At 69.8% G+C, this 14,788-nt stretch carries 12 protein-coding genes, 1 tRNA gene and 1 pseudogene; all 14 read right to left on the bottom strand.

From position 1 onward, the window contains the following. Positions 1 to 663: hypothetical protein (locus ACWGI8_RS08205; RefSeq protein ID WP_453659299.1), on the bottom strand; the 663-nt coding region annotated here is incomplete at its 3' end. 440 nt (positions 664 to 1,103) lie between these two features. Further along, positions 1,104 to 1,919 (bottom strand): annotated as a pseudogene (locus ACWGI8_RS08200) (histidine phosphatase family protein); the annotation flags it as partial. Next, entirely contained in the window at positions 1,903 to 2,349 is a 447-nt protein-coding gene (locus ACWGI8_RS08195; RefSeq protein WP_453659304.1) for an SRPBCC family protein, read from the bottom strand. The pseudogene ACWGI8_RS08200 and the gene ACWGI8_RS08195, both read right to left, overlap by 17 nt. A gap of 36 nt (positions 2,350 to 2,385) precedes the next feature. Beyond that, positions 2,386 to 2,889, bottom strand: a complete 504-nt coding sequence (locus tag ACWGI8_RS08190; RefSeq protein WP_453659298.1) for a nucleoside deaminase — start codon at positions 2,887 to 2,889, stop codon at positions 2,386 to 2,388. Positions 2,890 to 3,025: 136 nt separating this feature from the next. Beyond that, positions 3,026 to 5,350 (bottom strand): xanthine dehydrogenase subunit D, encoded by a 2,325-nt coding sequence (gene pucD, locus ACWGI8_RS08185; protein ID WP_453659297.1) that lies wholly within the window; start codon positions 5,348 to 5,350, stop codon positions 3,026 to 3,028. Beyond that, the gene (locus tag ACWGI8_RS08180; RefSeq protein WP_453659296.1) at positions 5,350 to 7,146 is read right to left on the bottom strand and encodes a carbamoyltransferase family protein; all 1,797 of its coding nucleotides are present in this window, start codon (positions 7,144 to 7,146) and stop codon (positions 5,350 to 5,352) included. The genes pucD and ACWGI8_RS08180 overlap by 1 nt, the downstream gene beginning before the upstream one ends. Positions 7,147 to 7,251: 105 nt before the next feature. Then, entirely contained in the window at positions 7,252 to 8,298 is a 1,047-nt protein-coding gene (locus ACWGI8_RS08175) for an NAD(P)/FAD-dependent oxidoreductase (protein WP_453659295.1), read from the bottom strand. After that, entirely contained in the window at positions 8,295 to 9,320 is a 1,026-nt protein-coding gene (locus tag ACWGI8_RS08170) for a cucumopine synthase-related protein (RefSeq protein WP_453659294.1), read from the bottom strand. Before ACWGI8_RS08170 ends, ACWGI8_RS08175 begins: the two co-directional genes overlap by 4 nt. Positions 9,321 to 10,029: 709 nt before the next feature. After that, positions 10,030 to 10,103, bottom strand: a tRNA-Ala gene (locus tag ACWGI8_RS08165). Positions 10,104 to 10,212: 109 nt separating this feature from the next. Next, entirely contained in the window at positions 10,213 to 11,307 is a 1,095-nt protein-coding gene (sepX, locus tag ACWGI8_RS08160; RefSeq protein ID WP_453659293.1) for a divisome protein SepX/GlpR, read from the bottom strand. 142 nt (positions 11,308 to 11,449) lie between these two features. Further along, positions 11,450 to 12,076: a GNAT family N-acetyltransferase gene (locus ACWGI8_RS08155; protein WP_453659303.1), complete on the bottom strand. Its 627-nt coding sequence runs from the start codon at positions 12,074 to 12,076 to the stop codon at positions 11,450 to 11,452. Beyond that, positions 12,073 to 12,582: a MogA/MoaB family molybdenum cofactor biosynthesis protein gene (locus ACWGI8_RS08150; protein ID WP_453659302.1), complete on the bottom strand. Its 510-nt coding sequence runs from the start codon at positions 12,580 to 12,582 to the stop codon at positions 12,073 to 12,075. The genes ACWGI8_RS08155 and ACWGI8_RS08150 overlap by 4 nt, the downstream gene beginning before the upstream one ends. An 83-nt stretch (positions 12,583 to 12,665) precedes the next feature. After that, entirely contained in the window at positions 12,666 to 13,157 is a 492-nt protein-coding gene (gene moaC, locus ACWGI8_RS08145; protein ID WP_453659292.1) for a cyclic pyranopterin monophosphate synthase MoaC, read from the bottom strand. Between the two features lie 55 nt (positions 13,158 to 13,212). Continuing rightward, complete coding sequence (gene glp / locus ACWGI8_RS08140; RefSeq protein ID WP_453659301.1) at positions 13,213 to 14,505, bottom strand: molybdotransferase-like divisome protein Glp; 1,293 nt, start codon at positions 14,503 to 14,505, stop codon at positions 13,213 to 13,215. Positions 14,506 to 14,788 lie beyond the last annotated feature (283 nt).

The raw sequence follows: 14,788 nt of genomic DNA, 5'->3' as shown, positions 1-14,788 counted from the left end.
GTGCTCGGGGCGGCGTGTGCGCGCGTGCCGGAGCAACAGCTCCCGCGCCGTGGCGCCGACCCGGCGCTTCTTCGGGTGACGGCCCGTGAACCCCTCGCTCGCAAAGAAGTCCACGGCCCCGTCCAGCCCGGCCGCGTCGGTCTCCCGCACCGCCCAGGCCAGCTCGTCCGTCGCCGCCGCGCCCAGCAACGCGAGCGGCGCGCGACGGGCCACCACCCGCGCGGCATCCCCACCGTCCGGCCGCGCCCCCAGCCACCTGAACACCAGCCCCAGCGGTGCCGACCGCGCGATGCCGGGGCCGGGGGTCTCGCCACGGGCCCACCCTTCGGCGTACGCCCGCAGCGGCTCCGGGGCAGCCGCAGCCCAAGCGGCCCGGTGACGTCCGGGAATGCCACCCGGATCCGCGGGATCCAGCAGCTCCGGCCAGTGCCCCTCGTAGCGACGGATGCGCTGGTCCGCAGCGTCGTACAGCGTGAGCCCGTAATCCTCCTGGCACATGCACACGAAATCGCCCGGCGGCGACGGCGCCTCCGCCAGGACGGCCACCAACTCCCGTACCTCGTCAGGGTCGGTGATCTCGTACGACGAGGGGTGCCCGGGGAAGGCGGACGGCCGCGCACGGTCCGACACGACGATGCGCACGGCCCTGGATATCGGCTTCACGTTGCGATCGTAGGCCGGTGGGGGCCGGCACTCCGCAGAACCCGGTGAGGGCGGAAAGCGGGCCCGCCGGGACGCAACGGCTTCTGTGGAAGCCGACCGCGCGGTCGCGAGCCGTCTCGCCGCCGTGGCCCCTTGTCCGAACTCGCCGAACTCGCCGAACTCACCGAGCACGTCGAGCACGTCGAGCACGTCGCCTGCATGGTGTCCGTCCGACTCGACGGCGGCGACCGACCTGTCCCTGTGGCTCGGCGAGGTCCGCGCCTTGCACAAAGCGGGGGCTGATGGGCGAGTGCCGGGCGGCGGTACCGGAGTGAGGCCACGCCTCGGGCAGCCGGCCGGGCTGGACGGGACGGGTGCCGCCCTTCCGGCTGCGCGAAGCCCAGGACGCCCCGCGCGGAGCTCGGGAAGCCTCGGCCGCGAACCCCGCGAAAGGCCCCCGCCTACCGAAGGTGCCCCGTGTCATTGAGCAGCCGCACCGACGCGTTCCCATCCGCGTAGTACGCCACCGCCGACAGCGACGCCGCCGCCAGCTCCATCCGGAACAGCGACTCCGCGGGCGCACCCAGCGCCATCCGCACCAGCGTCCTCAGCGGGCCGACGTGCGAGACGACCAGCACCGTTCCCCCCGCATGCCGCGCCAGCAGCACGTCCCGCGCCACCGCCACCCGCCGCGCCACCGCCTCGAACGGCTCGCCGCCGCCCGAGGGCGCCGCCGCCGGGGACTTCAGCCACGCCGTCAGGTCATCCGCGTAGCGCTCGCGCACCTCCGCGAAGGTCAGCCCTTCCCAGACGCCGAAGTCCGCCTCCCGCAGGTCCTCATCGACGTGTACGTCAAGGCCCAGCCGCGCGGCAACCGCCCCCGCCGTCTCCCGGCAGCGCCGCAGCGGTGAGGCGACGATCGCCTGCACGCTGCCGCGGGCGGCCAGCAGCGCCGCCGTCGCCTCGGCCTGCCGCCGCCCGGCCTCCGACAGCGACGGATCCGAGCCACCGCTACCGGAGAACCGTTTCTCCGGTGTCAGCGGCGTCTCACCATGCCGCAGCAGCACGAGCGTCGTCGGCATGCCCCTGTCGGCCGGCCGGCCGGAGGCGGCCGGAGCGGCCTCCTCGACCGCCGGCTCGACCTCTGACCCGTCTCCGGCCCCGGCCCCGGCCCCGGCCCCGGCATCGAACTCCGCCGTAGCCCCCGGCTCCCGCTCACGCCCCGCGAGCCCCGCGTCCATCGCCTCGTTCACCAGTCGGCTATTCCTTCGGCGACGCGAAATGGTCCCGGACGGAGTCGGTCTGCTTCTCCATCATGGCTATGACCGCGTCGACGACTTCGGGATCGGCACCGTCGGCGACCGTCAACTCCCGTGACCACTCGAAGAAGCTGCGGGCCGGATCGTTGGTCACCGGCCGGACGCGAATGGTGGCGGCATAGCCGTCGATACCCATCGTCGGCGCGACGGCCCGGTAGGTGGAGGCCCGCTCCACCTCGTTGCGTCCGGCGACCTCCTGCTGGACGAGGCCTTCGTTGAACACCAGCGTGAAGTCATACCGTGACGGCACCCGTTCGACCGCGCCCCCTTCGGTCCAGCTCACGTCCTTCACCGCAGGCCCGGACACGATCTTCACCAGCTTCATGGGGTCGCGGACCTCGGCCCAGACGGTGTCCGGATCGGCGTCGAGGATCGTCGAGTGATGCATCGTGTGCTTCCGTTTGATCTCCACGGGAACTCCTTCTCAGTAGTCGACGCGGTCGGATTTGGCCAGCCACGCGTCGAACGGCGCCGTACGGTTCGGCAGGTCCAGATGCTCGACCCCCATCGGCCACATCGACGCGGGCTTCTTCTCGAAGAGGTCGTAGAACTTGCGGTCGTCGAAACCGGCCACCGCGGCATCGTGCCGATCGGCGGCGAAGACGATCCGGTCGACTCGCGCCCACAGCGCGGAGGAAAGGCACATCGGACACGGCTCGCACGACGTGACCAGGACGCAGCCCTCGAGCGAGAAGGTGTCCAGCCGCTTGCAGGCGGCACGCATCGCGCTCACCTCGGCGTGCGCCGTCGGGTCCAGGTTCGCGGTGACCTGGTTGTTGCCGATCGCGACCACCTCGCCGGCCTTGGCGACCAGTGCGCCGAACGGACCGCCGCCGTTCGACACGCTGTTGGTGGCCAGTCTGATCGCCTCGTTCAGCCAGGCGCGCTCGAGTTCCTGGACGCTCGTTTCTTGGGTGTGCGCGGTCATGGTTACTCCTTTTCCGGGATGGTTGGGGACTCCCCGGGTGCTCTGCCCGTGCGGGACACCGCACCCGGGGCAACAAGTGGCGCCCCGCAGGTGCCGCCTTCGGATCACCGCTGCCGGCGGCACTCGCGGGAGATCATCACGGCTGGACGCCGCAGATCTGCTCCGGCTTGACGGGGGTGTGGGTCAGGTTCAGCCCCGTCGCATTGCGGATGGCGTTCACGACCGCCGGAGTGGCGGAAATGGTGGGCGGTTCGCCGACACCACGCACGCCGTACGGCGAGTTCGGGTCAGCCCTCTCGATCACGTCCACCGTCATCGGCGGCGTGTCCAGAATGGTCGGGATCAGGTAGTCGGTGAACGACGGGTTGCGGATCTTGCCGTCCTTGACCTGGATCTCCTCCATCACGGCGAGGCCGAGCCCCTGTGTGGAACCACCGTGGATCTGCCCGACGACGGCGTCCGGGTTGATCGCCTTGCCGACGTCCTGCGCACAGTCCAGCTGCACGACCTTGACCAGGCCCAAGTCGGTGTCCACGTCCACCACCGCCCGGTGCGCGGCGAAAGCGTGCTGGACGTGTACCCGCCGGCTCTGTCCGGTCACCGGGTCCATCGCGTATGTCCGGAGGTGGTGGTACTCCCTGGTTTCCTCGATCACGTCATCGCCGAGCACATCGACGAGATCGGCGCTGAAACCGGTGGTTCCGGATACGACCTTTCCGCCGGTGAGCGACAGATCCGCGGGGTTCTCGCCGAAACGCCGGGCGACACGGTCGAAGACCACCTCGCGGACGGCTTCACACGCGTTCCTGACGGCACCGCCGGTGATGTAGGTCTGCCGGGAGGCCGAACTCGATCCCGCGTCGCCGACGTTGGTGTCGGCCGGGTGGATGTTCACCCGCTCCACGCCGAGTTCGCTGCGGGCGATCTGCTGCTGCACGGTGACCAGGCCCTGTCCGACCTCGGCCGCCGCGGTGTGCACCATCGCCACCGGTTCGCCGCCGATGGCCTGCAACTGCACCCGGGCCGTGGAGTAGTCGTCGACACCTTCCGCGTAGGGAACGTTCTTGATGATCACGCTGTAGCCGACGCCCCGCACAATGCCTTCGCCGTGCGTGATGTTGGAGACGCCGCCCGGCATTTCCCGGACGTCCACAGGCACGGTCCGGTTCTCCGGCGGCAGCGGGATCCTTTCGAGCCGTTCCAGCAGCTCGGCGACCGGCGCAGGGGAATCCAGCACCTGCCCGGTGTGCATGGTCGAGCCCTCTTCGACGGCGTTGAGCCGGCGCAGCCGCACCGGGTCCATGCCCAGCGCCTTGGCGAGCTTGTCCATCTGCAACTCGTAGGCGAATGCCGGCTGCACGGCGCCGAGACCACGCATCGCGCCGCACGGCGGATTGTTCGTGTACAGGCCCCAGCCCTCGATCTCGACATTGGGTACCACGTACGGCCCGACGCCCAGCGAAGTCGCGTTGCTGACCACGACCGGGGTCTTGGAGGCGTACGCGCCGCCGTCGAAGTACATCTTCGCCTTGACGTAGACGAGCTTGCCGTCCTTGGTCGCCCCGTGTTCGTAGTACATCTTCGCCGGGTGCCGGTGCACGTGTCCGAAGAACGACTCGAACCGGTTGTAGACCATCTTCACCGGCCTGCCGGTGTACAGCGCCAGCATGCAGCAGTGGATCTGCATGGACAGGTCCTCGCGGCCACCGAAGGCGCCGCCGACACCGGACATGGTGAAGCGGACCTTCTCCACCGGGAGCCCGAGCGCCCGCGCCGTCTGCTTCTGGTCCACGTGCAGCCACTGGGTGGCGAGGAACAGGTCGACGCCACCGTCCTCGGCCGGGACGGCCAGGCCGGATTCCGGTCCGAGGAAGGCCTGGTCCTGCATGCCCATGGTGTACACATCGGACACCACGACGTCGGCCTCGGCTTCCGGGTCGCCTTTGATGATCGGCTGGTAGCGCACCACGTTGCCGTCGGGGTGCAGCTTGGGCAGTGTGTCGTCGTGCGCGGCCCGCTCCGGGTCGGTGACCGGCTCCAGCACCTCGTAGTCGACCACGATCCTTGCCAGCGCGCGCCGGGCCGTCTCCGGGTGATCGGCCGCTATCAGGGCAACCGGCTCGCCCTGGTAGCGCACGACGTCTTCGGCAAGCGCCGGCGTATCGGAGACCTTCAGGCCGTAGATGTTCTCGCCGGGGACGTCCTTGTGGGTCAGCACCGCGTACACACCGGGCTGCTTGAGCGCGGGACCGATGTCGATCGAGTTGATCCGGGCATAGGGGTGCGGGCTGCGCAGTGTCGCGCCCCAGAGCATGTCCTCCGCCCACAGATCCGAGGAGTAGGCGTACTCCCCGGTCACCTTGAGCGTTCCGTCCGGCCGCAGGGGGCTGTCGCCGATCCCGCCGGTGATCGCCTCATTGAGGTCCTGCGGGGTGCGGGCGGGAGAGGTCTGGCCGGTCATCAGGAAGCCTCCGCCTTCGTGACGAGACAGTTGCCGAGCATGAGGTAATCGATCTCCGTTCCGAGGAAGCAGTTCAACGCGTCGGCCGGGGTGCATACGATCGGCTCGCCTGCCACGTTGAACGAGGTGTTGATCAGGCAGGGGACGTCGGTCAGTGCGGTGAACCGGCGCAGCAGAGCTGCCAGCCGCGGGGTGTCCCAGTCGTTGATCGTCTGCACCCTGGAGGTGCCGTCCACGTGTGTCGCGCCTGGGATCACGTCGTGGAACTCCGGCCGCACCGGGAATACGAACGTCATGTACGGCGAACGGGTTTTGCGGCCCATTTCGAAGATCTTCGGTGCGTCCGACTCAAGCACGAGCGGTGCGAACGGGCGGAACGGTTCGCGATGCTTGACCCTGGTGTTGATGATGTCCTTGATATCCGGGAACTTCGGGTTCGCGAGGATGCTGCGGTGCCCCAATGCCCGAGGGCCGTGCTCGATCCGGCCTTCGTACCAGCCGATGACAACTTTCTCGGTGAGCAGTTCCGCCACCTGATCGACGACCTCGTCATCGCTCAGCCTGCTCCACTCCACTCGGCCACCGAACTCCCGCAGGGCCTGCTCGATCGCCGAGTCGTCGTATTCGGGTCCGAGGTACGGAGTGACCGGCGGCGCGGACTTCTCCTTGCCGGCGCTGTCCGGGTGGTTGAGCCAGGCGTGGACCGCGGCGCCGATGACGATGCCCGTATCGCTGGCGCCGAAGCTCACGTCCATGTCGCCGAACCGCGACCCCTCGAGCAGCGGGGTGTTGTTGAGGCAGTTCAGCGCCACGCCGCCTTCGAACAGCAAGTGGTTCAGATCCGTCTTGGCTTCCAGTGCACGGAGTTGGTGGCTCGTGACGACGGTCAGCATCTCCTGTGCCGCGGCGGCGACACGGGCCTTGTACTCGATGGTGTCCTGCACAGGACCGAAATGCTGCTCCAACAGGGGGTCGAAGCTGCGAGGGTTGTCCGTCTCAAGGGGCCTGCAGAAGGTGTAGCGCCCGTCCTCGTGCAGTTCGACGATGTGCTCGAGGAACGGGTTCGGTGCCGGGGGCTTGGCGAATCCGGACAGGCCCATGATCTTGTATTCGTCATTGTTGGGCACGAAGCCCAGGTATCGCGTAATCGCGCCGAACAGGAGCCCGATCGAATATTCCGCGCCGACGGTCGACTCGTCGAAGACGCGGATCCGGCCGTTGCGGATTTCGCCCGTCAGCGACGAGAACACTTCAGCGCGGCCGTCACTGACCAGGAACGCGGTGTCCTTCATACCCGCCATGTAGTAGCCGGTCATCGCATGGGCGAGGTGGTGCGGCACGAACACCACCTTGTCCGGATCGGGGGTGAAGCCGGTGCGTGCGGCGAAGTCGGCGAGGATCGCGTCGTGGCTGACGACTTCGGTGAACAGCTTGCCGATGTCACCGATGAGATCCAGCTTCGCCGAGGGCGCCATCGGCGTGGACGTGATGCCGAACAGCATCTGGTCCAAGACCTCGGCGGAGAAGTTCCAAGGGATGGCGATGAGGTCGACGTCAGAGAATTTCAATCCTGCGTGTTCAAGGCACCATTTCACCGCGTTGAACGGGAAGTCGGAGGTCTTCTTCTCCCGGTTGAGCCGCTCTTCCTCCACGGCAGCGACCAGCTCGCCGTCCACCAGCAGCGAGGCACCCGCGTCGTGGCCGAGGAGGTAGTGCCGTTCGGTGCCGACCGCGCCAAAGTGCTCGGCGAAGACTTCCGAGACGCGAGTGAAACCGTTGCACCCCAAGACAATCATGACAATTTCCTTCTCTGTTGCGCAGCCTTCGTCATCACGAATGCGTCGGCGGCTCTGCGACCTCTGGCAGCGGTCGGCGGAGAGGCGGGCCGTGTCGGTCCAGGGCTATTTGTCGGCCACGAGGTCGCGGATGATCTCTCCGGCTGCGGGTGCTTGGCATAGTCCCTGGCCGGAGAACCCTGCCGCGTAGAGGAAGGGGTGGGAGGGATGCCGGCCGATGAAGGCGGTCCCGTTCGGGCTGCCGTCGAAGGATCCGCTCCACCCGCGACGAAGACGGATGCCGTCGAGGGCCGGGTAGGTGGTGCTGAGCTGGTGCGACAGTCTCTGGAGCCAGGCCTGCCGGGATTCGTCCGGATCGGGGCGGCCCATCCCGATGAGGATGCGGTCCTTCCATGCCCGGATCCGCAGGCCGGAGGAGGCGTGCAGGGTCATCGGCAGGGTGGCGAGCGGGGCGTCGGGCGCGTCGGTGAGGAGCAGTTCGATGGGGTACGTGGTCACGGGGAGGTCGACGTCGGCCATGGAGGCGACCGCTCTCGACCAGGGGCCGGCCGCGCAGACGATGGTTTCGGCGAGGATGATGCCCGTGGGGGTGTGGACCTGCCCGTCGGGGTCGATGCCGGTGACGGGTGTTTCCGTGCGCAGGACGGCGCCGGCATCCTGGGCGGCTGCGGCGTAGCCGCGCACGATCGCGGCGGGGTCGCAGGCGTAGGCCTCGGGCGCCCAGGCTGCCGCCAGGACGGCGCGCTCGCTGAGCAGCGGGTTGAGCCGCACCGCATCGGATGCGGTCACGAGTTCGACGGCCACTCCTGCGGCCTGCTGGGCGGCTTGGGTGCGTCGGAAGTCCTCCACTTGGTGCTCTTCGGTGAACACCACCAGGAAGCCGACACGCTTCAGGCCGAGGGGGGTTCCGGTCCGCTCGGTGAAGGCGTGATACGCCGCCATGCTACGAACGGCAAGGCTGCCGGTGTGGGGGTCGCCGGGAAAGTAGGTCCGCACAACACCCGCGGTGGCCCCGGACGCTCCCGATCCGAGCGTGCCGCGTTCCAGCAGGACGGTGCCGACGCCGGCCTCGGCGAGATGGCACGCAATCGAGGTTCCGATGACTCCTCCACCGATGACGAGGGCGTCCGTGCGTTGGGGCAGAGCGCTCATGACTGCCGGGTCACTTCAGCGGGGCGCTGTTGGCGCAGGTGGTCTCCGGTGTCCCACGGGAACAGGTGCAGGTTCCAGCCGCCCAGGCAGTTGACGTAGAGGGCCATCTGGCTCACCACGGCCAGGAAGTCGTCGCGGTCGAGGTGGTCGAGGCAGGACAGGAAGCGCTGGGTGAAGTCCCACAGCTTCTCCAGACCGCAGTAGCCCAGGAACTCGGCCGGGATACCGACCAGCAGGCGTGCCATCTGGCGCAGAGAATCCATCGGCATGCCCTGGACCGCGGCCCGGACCAGGCCGCCGTAGGTGGCATACCCCAGCGGGCGGGTCTCACCGTTGACGAACAGAAGGGTGGGCAGAACCGTCTCGAAGCTCCCGGCCCCGGACGGGATGAACCCCCGGTGCAGATCGGCGAGCTCGGGCGGTTCGGACAGCCAGATCCGCTCGGTCTCGGTGAACACGTCGTGGATCAGGTGGTTCGCGTCGGGGTCGGCGGCGGTCGGACGGGGGATGCTGTGGCCGCCTCCCGTGCCTGCCTTGCGGACCTCCACCAGGACTTGCTTCTTCGTCGAATAGACCGCATCCCATACCGCCTGTCCGGCCTCGAGCAGACCCGGCATGTCCTCCGACCGGATCCGACCCACAGGGGATGCCGGCATCGGTTCGGTCAGCGTGCCGTACTTGATGCCCAGATGCTGTAGCGCGGAACAGAACACGGTCCCGTCGGGCGCCTCGCGTCGATCAGGAATCCGGTGAGACGCGGGCAGATGCAGCAGCGAGTGGATCGGTGCCACGTGGTACAGATGGCTTCCCGCCACCAGCGCGTGTCCCTGCAGACTCTGGTAGGGCAGCGCCTCCCACAGCGCATCGGCCAGCGCAGGGTTGCGATCGTCGAGTTCTGCGGTAACGGTGATACCCAGATCAGGCCAGGCGATTTCAACGTGCCGAGCGGATAACGTCTCAGTCAAGGCTTTCTCCTTCGTACGGCAAGATGTCAGGAGGATCGAGAGAACCGAGAGAAACAAGCAAAGGTGTCGGCCGACGGTGGTCCATGTTGATCTGGACCATCACACCGGTACCGCCCGCGATCGGCGTCACGTCCGGATGCCGGGCCTTTGCGGCCGGCGCTTCCCCCATATGGCAGGTTGGAGGAAGTCCACGGCGCCTCATCCCTCGCTTGGCTGCAACTTGCCTTGCTCCTTTGGAACTTGTGTAAGGAGTACACAGCCGACCGAGCGAAGTCAGCCAGGAGTAAAAGACATGAAAGCGCCCGCAGGCTCTTCGTAGACTTCTACAACAGCCGGTCAGACCAGCGGTGTTGGTCGACTCCCGTTGCTTCGGCCGTAGTTCGTGATCAAGCCGGCGGGGTCGGTGCAGGGACGGCTGCGGCCACCGGTGGTCGTCGTGTGGCGTGAGGACAAGCGACTGGGACGTCCCCTCCGGACGACTGATCGCCGAGCGGCGGGCCAGGTCGCCCAGGCCTTCTGGTCGCCATCAAGGTCACCGTCGGCAACCTCGACAATTCTTGAAACCTGGCTCCACAGACACACCTGCGGCCACCTCACCGGCACCGGCCACACGGCGGCCCCGCCACCGGCCGGACCGGAGTCCGATCCACCCTGGAGGGGGCGACCGCCCCCGCCGGCCTGACGACCGGCTTGCTGTACTTCGCTGCTGTACGGCACGACAAAGCCCCTGCCGGATCTCTCCGACAGGGGCTCTGACTTGTTGTTGTGGACCTGAGGGGATTTGAACCCCTGACCCCCTCGATGCGAACGAGGTGCGCTACCAGTCTGCGCCACAGGCCCTTGCAACGAGTGAAACCTTAGCATCCCGATCGGGGTGCTTGGAAATCCGTTCCTCGCTGGTCAGCCGCGCCGGGGTTCCGTAGGCCCGGCGCAGCTCACGCCGAGGGTCTCACTCGTTGGCTGCGCGGGGCCGGTCCTCGTCCGCGTACTGGTCGAAGAGCGGGGTGCGGCCGTGGTCGCGGGTGCGGCGGGGTGGGGTGGTGCGCTGGCGCGGCGGGGCGGGTGGGGTGGGTTCGGCCGTGGAGGAGCGGGCCGAGCTCCAGGTCTCCGGGTCTGTGACATCGATGCCGCTGGTGGCGCGAGGGGCGACCGGGGCGGTGACGTACGTGGGGAGCGGAACCGGGACCGGGTCCCAGCTGTCGCCGCGGGCGGGGCCGGGGTCGCGCTGCTGGTCGACCCACTCCGCGTGGTCGGTCTGCTCGACGAGGGCGCGGCGGCCGGCCTCCTGCGGGGAGACCGCAGGTGGGGGTCCCCCCGGACGAAGTCTGGGGGAGGGTTCCGGCTCGGGGCGGTCCTGGGGCTCCTTGACCGGTTCCGCGGCGGCGTCCGGCTGCCGGCGCGGGCGGTTCTCGCGCAGACGCTGCGCCGCGGCCTCCGCTCGACGCCGGTCCATGACGTACATGAAGCGGCGCCGCTCCTTCGCGCGCAGATGCACGATGTACGCGCTGAGCAGGACCGCCGGGACGCCGGGCGCCCAGAGGAAGCCGAGCCCGCCGACCGCGGCGACGATCGCGCCGAGGGTGAAGGCGAGGAAGAGGATCACGGTGGTGCGCCGACGGCGGGCGAGGACCTTCGATCGCCGGGCGCGCGCGGCGGCCGCGGAGCCGTTGGGCCGCGGGGCACGCTCCTTGCGCGCAGGTACCTGCGCCGGTACCTGCGCCGGCACCGCGGCCGGCACCTCGAGCCGGGCCTCGGTGCGCGCCGGAGGCGCGGCGAACTCCCGGACGTCGACGGAACTGAATCGGTCCGTCTCGGCATCCGGGTCGGCGTCGGCGGGCGCCTCGTCCTCCGCGGTGCGCTCTCGCAGCTCCTTGGCGTACCGGCGCTCCATTCCCGCCCGTCCGGACAGCAGCCGGATGGCGGTGCTGAAGCGTTCCGTCGGACGGGCTTCGTTGAGCTCGTCCTGCCTGCGGAGCCACATCGGCACCAAGTAGGCGGCCCAGGCCCCGACGATGACTGCGTAGATGAGGCCGCTGCTGCTCACGCTTCACACCGTAGAGGGGTTCGCACGAGGGCATCGGCCAATTGGCCCGGTGTGTCGCACGATCTGGCTGATATCACTGACTTTTTTTGTGATTCTTCGGATCACTGCGTGATCGAGCGCCGACCGAATTCGAACAATTATTTTATTTCTCATGCCGCGCGGGTCGCGCCTGGTGCCAGCGGCGCAGCAGGCCCTCCGGGACCTCCTCGGCCGTGAGCGCGAACACCAGATGGTCCCGCCAGGCACCGTCGATGTGGAGATAGCGGGGGCGCAGCCCCTCTTCGCGGAATCCGAGTTTCTCGACGACTCTGCGGCTCGGCGCGTTCTCGGGGCGAATGCAGACCTCGATGCGGTGCAGCCCGACGGTCCTGAAGCAGTGGTCGACGGCGAGTGCGACGGCCGTCGGCATCACCCCGCGGCCCGCGACATCACGGTCGACCCAGTAGCCGACATGGCCCGAGCACATCGAGCCCCAGGTGATCCCGGCGACGGTCAGCTGGCCGACGAGCACTCCCCGGTACTCGACGACGAACGGAAGCATCCGCCCGGCGTTGGCTTCGGCCCGCAGATGGCGGACCATCTGGCGGTACGTGGGGCGCTGGGCGATCGGGCCGCCGGGCGCGGGCGGCGGGATGGTCGCCTCCCAGGGGCGCAGCCAGTCCCGGTTGCGCCGGTTCACCTCGCGCCAGGCTCGTTGGTCGCGCAGCCTTATCGGACGGAGGGTGACGTCACCGTCCGTCAGGACCGCGGGCCAGAAGGGGGCGTTCAGTGGGGACTCCCCGTGGCGCCGGCAGGGGCGGCAGGGTCCGCCGGTCCGGGATGGTCGCCGCCGTGCATCTGGTCGACGGCGTGGGGCAGCAGCCGGGCCAGGACCGCGAGCCCGTCACGGACCCCGCCCGACGACCCGGGAAGGTTGACGATCAGCGTGCGGCCCGCGAGGCCCGCGAGGCCCCGGGACAGCGCGGCCGTGGGGACCTTCGCCTGTCCGTACGCGCGGATCGCCTCCGGGATGCCGGGGATCTCGTAGTCGAGGACCCGGCGGGTGACGTCGGGCGTGCGGTCGGTGGGCGAGATGCCGGTGCCGCCGGTGGTCAGGATGACGTCGTACGCCGCGGCCACCCCATCCCTCAGGGCTGCCTCGACCGGGTCGCCGTCCGGGACCACCCGGGGGCCGTCGACCTCGAAGCCCATGCCCGCGAGACCCTCGGCGAGGAGCGGTCCGCCCTTGTCCTCGTACACACCGGCGGAGGCACGGTTGGAGGCGGTCACGACCAGGGCGCGCCGCGCCGGGCGGACGGGCTCCTCCCGCGGGGGCGGCGCGCCGTGGGCGTGGCTGTGGACCTCGCCACCGCGCGGGCTCACTGCCCGGCCTCCGCGCGCGACCAGTCGCCGGACTTGCCGCCGGTCTTCTCCTCCACCCGGATGTCGGAGATGACCGCTGCCTTGTCGACCGCCTTGACCATGTCGACGACGGTGAGCGCGGCCACGGAGACCGCGGTCAGGGCCTCCATCTCGACGCCCGTGCGGTCCGTGGTCTTCACCGTCGCGAGGATCTCGACGGCGTCGTCGGCCACGGACAGGTCCAGCTTCACCCCGGAGACCGCGAGCGGGTGGCAGAGCGGGATCAGGTCGGGGGTGCGCTTCGCGCCCATGATGCCCGCGATACGGGCGGTGGCGAGGGCGTCTCCCTTGGGCACCCCCTCGCCCCGCAGCAGCTCGACGACGCGCGGCGAGACCAGGACCCGGCCGCTCGCACGGGCGGTGCGCGCGGTGACGTCCTTCCCGGAGACGTCGACCATGCGGGCCGCGCCGGCCTCGTCGATGTGGGTGAGTCCTTGCTGCGCGCTCATTGCTGTGGCTCCCGGTCACTGTGTGGTCAGACACGGTACCGCCACGGCACGGCGCTCACCCGAGCAGGACCACCTCCGTCTCGGTGCCCGGCTCCACGGAGGTGACGTCCTCGGGGACCACGATGAGCGCGTTCGCCTGTGCGAGGGCGGCGACCAGATGGGATCCGCTGCCGCCGACAGGGGTGACGGTGCCCTCTTCCGCATCGTAGGCACCACGCAGGAACTGGCGCTTCCCGGCGGGCGACGACACTGCCTTGCCGGTGGTGCGCAGCTCGGCGCGCACGCGCGGGCGGTGCACGTCCTTCAGGCCCATCAGGGCACGGATCGCAGGGCGTGCGAACAGCTCGAACGAGACGTACGAGGAGACGGGGTTGCCCGGCAGGGCGAGCAGCGGCGTGTGGTCCGGGCCGATCGAGCCGAATCCCTGCGGCTTGCCCGGCTGCATGGCGAGCTTTCGGAAGTCGATCCCGCTGCCGGGCTCGTCCTCGTCGCCCACGGAGGAGAGGGCCTCCTTGACGACGTCGTACGCGCCGACGCTGACGCCGCCCGTGGTGACGAGCAGATCGGCACGGATCAGCTGGTCCTCGATGGTGGCGCGCAGCTCGGCGGCGTCGTCGGTGACCGCGCCCACACGGTAGGCGATGGCTCCGGCGTCACGGGCGGCCGCGGCGAGCGCGAAGCTGTTCGAGTCGTAGATCTGGCCCTCGCCCAATTCCTCGCCGGGCTGGACCAGTTCGCTGCCGGTGGAGAGGACCACGACACGCGGACGGGGGCGCACGCGCACGGTGCCGCGGCCGATGGCGGCCAGCAGGCCGATCTGCGGCGGGCCGAGGACGGTGCCCGCCGCCAGGGCGAGATCGCCGGCCTGGACGTCGCTGCCGCGCGCGCGGACATGCGCCCGGGGGTCGACCGGCCGGTACACCCGGACCTCGCCGCTCGCGCCCTCGGGCGCGGCACCGGCGGGCCGCATGGTCGTGGCCGCTCCCGCGCCGCTGCCGCCGTCGGTCCACTCGACGGGGACGACCGCATCGGCGCCGGGCGGGAGGGGCGCGCCGGTCATGATCCGGGCCGCCTGTCCGGGGCCGACCTCTCCGCCACCGGTCAGCCCGCCGCTGCCGGCGGCGACGTCGCCGATGACCGTGAGGACCGCGGGGAACTCCTCGCCCGCACCCGCGACGTCGGCGACCCGGACCGCGTACCCGTCCATCGAGCTGTTGTCGAACGGCGGCAGGGCGACCGGGACGGTGACGTCCTCGACGAGCACGCAGCCCTGGGCGTCGGGCAGCTGCAGGTCGATCGGCTCGAGCGGGTGGATCGCGCCGAGGATGTCCTCCAGGTGCTCGTCCACCGACCAGAGGGACGGCCGGCCGCCGGGCGCCGTGTCACCGGACGGGGCTTCGCCGGCCGAGGCATCGTCGGCCGACGGGTCACCGGCCGAGGCGACACCGGGCGAGGCATCGGCGGCCGACGGGTCACCAGCCGAGGCATCGATGGACGACGGGTCACCGGCCGAGGCGACACCGGGCGAGGCATCGGCGGCCGACGGATCACCAGCCGAGGCATCGGCGGCCGACGGATCACCAGCCGAGGCATCGGCGGCCGACGGATCACCAGCCGAGGCATCGGCGGCC

This window comes from Streptomyces sp. NPDC054841 (assembly GCF_053611045.1).
The sequence above is the reverse complement of the archived record's forward strand: the minus strand, read 5'-3'. Positions and strand labels throughout refer to the sequence as shown.

What these genes read in the sequence shown, in the direction of transcription:
- ACWGI8_RS08190 (WP_453659298.1), bottom strand. Translation starts at nt 2,889, where the DNA reads ATGACCGCGCACACCCAAGAAACGAGCGTCCAGGAACTCGAGCGCGCC.
- moaC (WP_453659292.1), bottom strand. Translation starts at nt 13,157, where the DNA reads ATGAGCGCGCAGCAAGGACTCACCCACATCGACGAGGCCGGCGCGGCC.
- ACWGI8_RS08195 (WP_453659304.1), bottom strand. Translation starts at nt 2,349, where the DNA reads ATGCATCACTCGACGATCCTCGACGCCGATCCGGACACCGTCTGGGCC.
- ACWGI8_RS08180 (WP_453659296.1), bottom strand. Translation starts at nt 7,146, where the DNA reads ATGATTGTCTTGGGGTGCAACGGTTTCACTCGCGTCTCGGAAGTCTTC.
- pucD (WP_453659297.1), bottom strand. Translation starts at nt 5,350, where the DNA reads ATGACCGGCCAGACCTCTCCCGCCCGCACCCCGCAGGACCTCAATGAG.
- ACWGI8_RS08175 (WP_453659295.1), bottom strand. Translation starts at nt 8,298, where the DNA reads ATGAGCGCTCTGCCCCAACGCACGGACGCCCTCGTCATCGGTGGAGGA.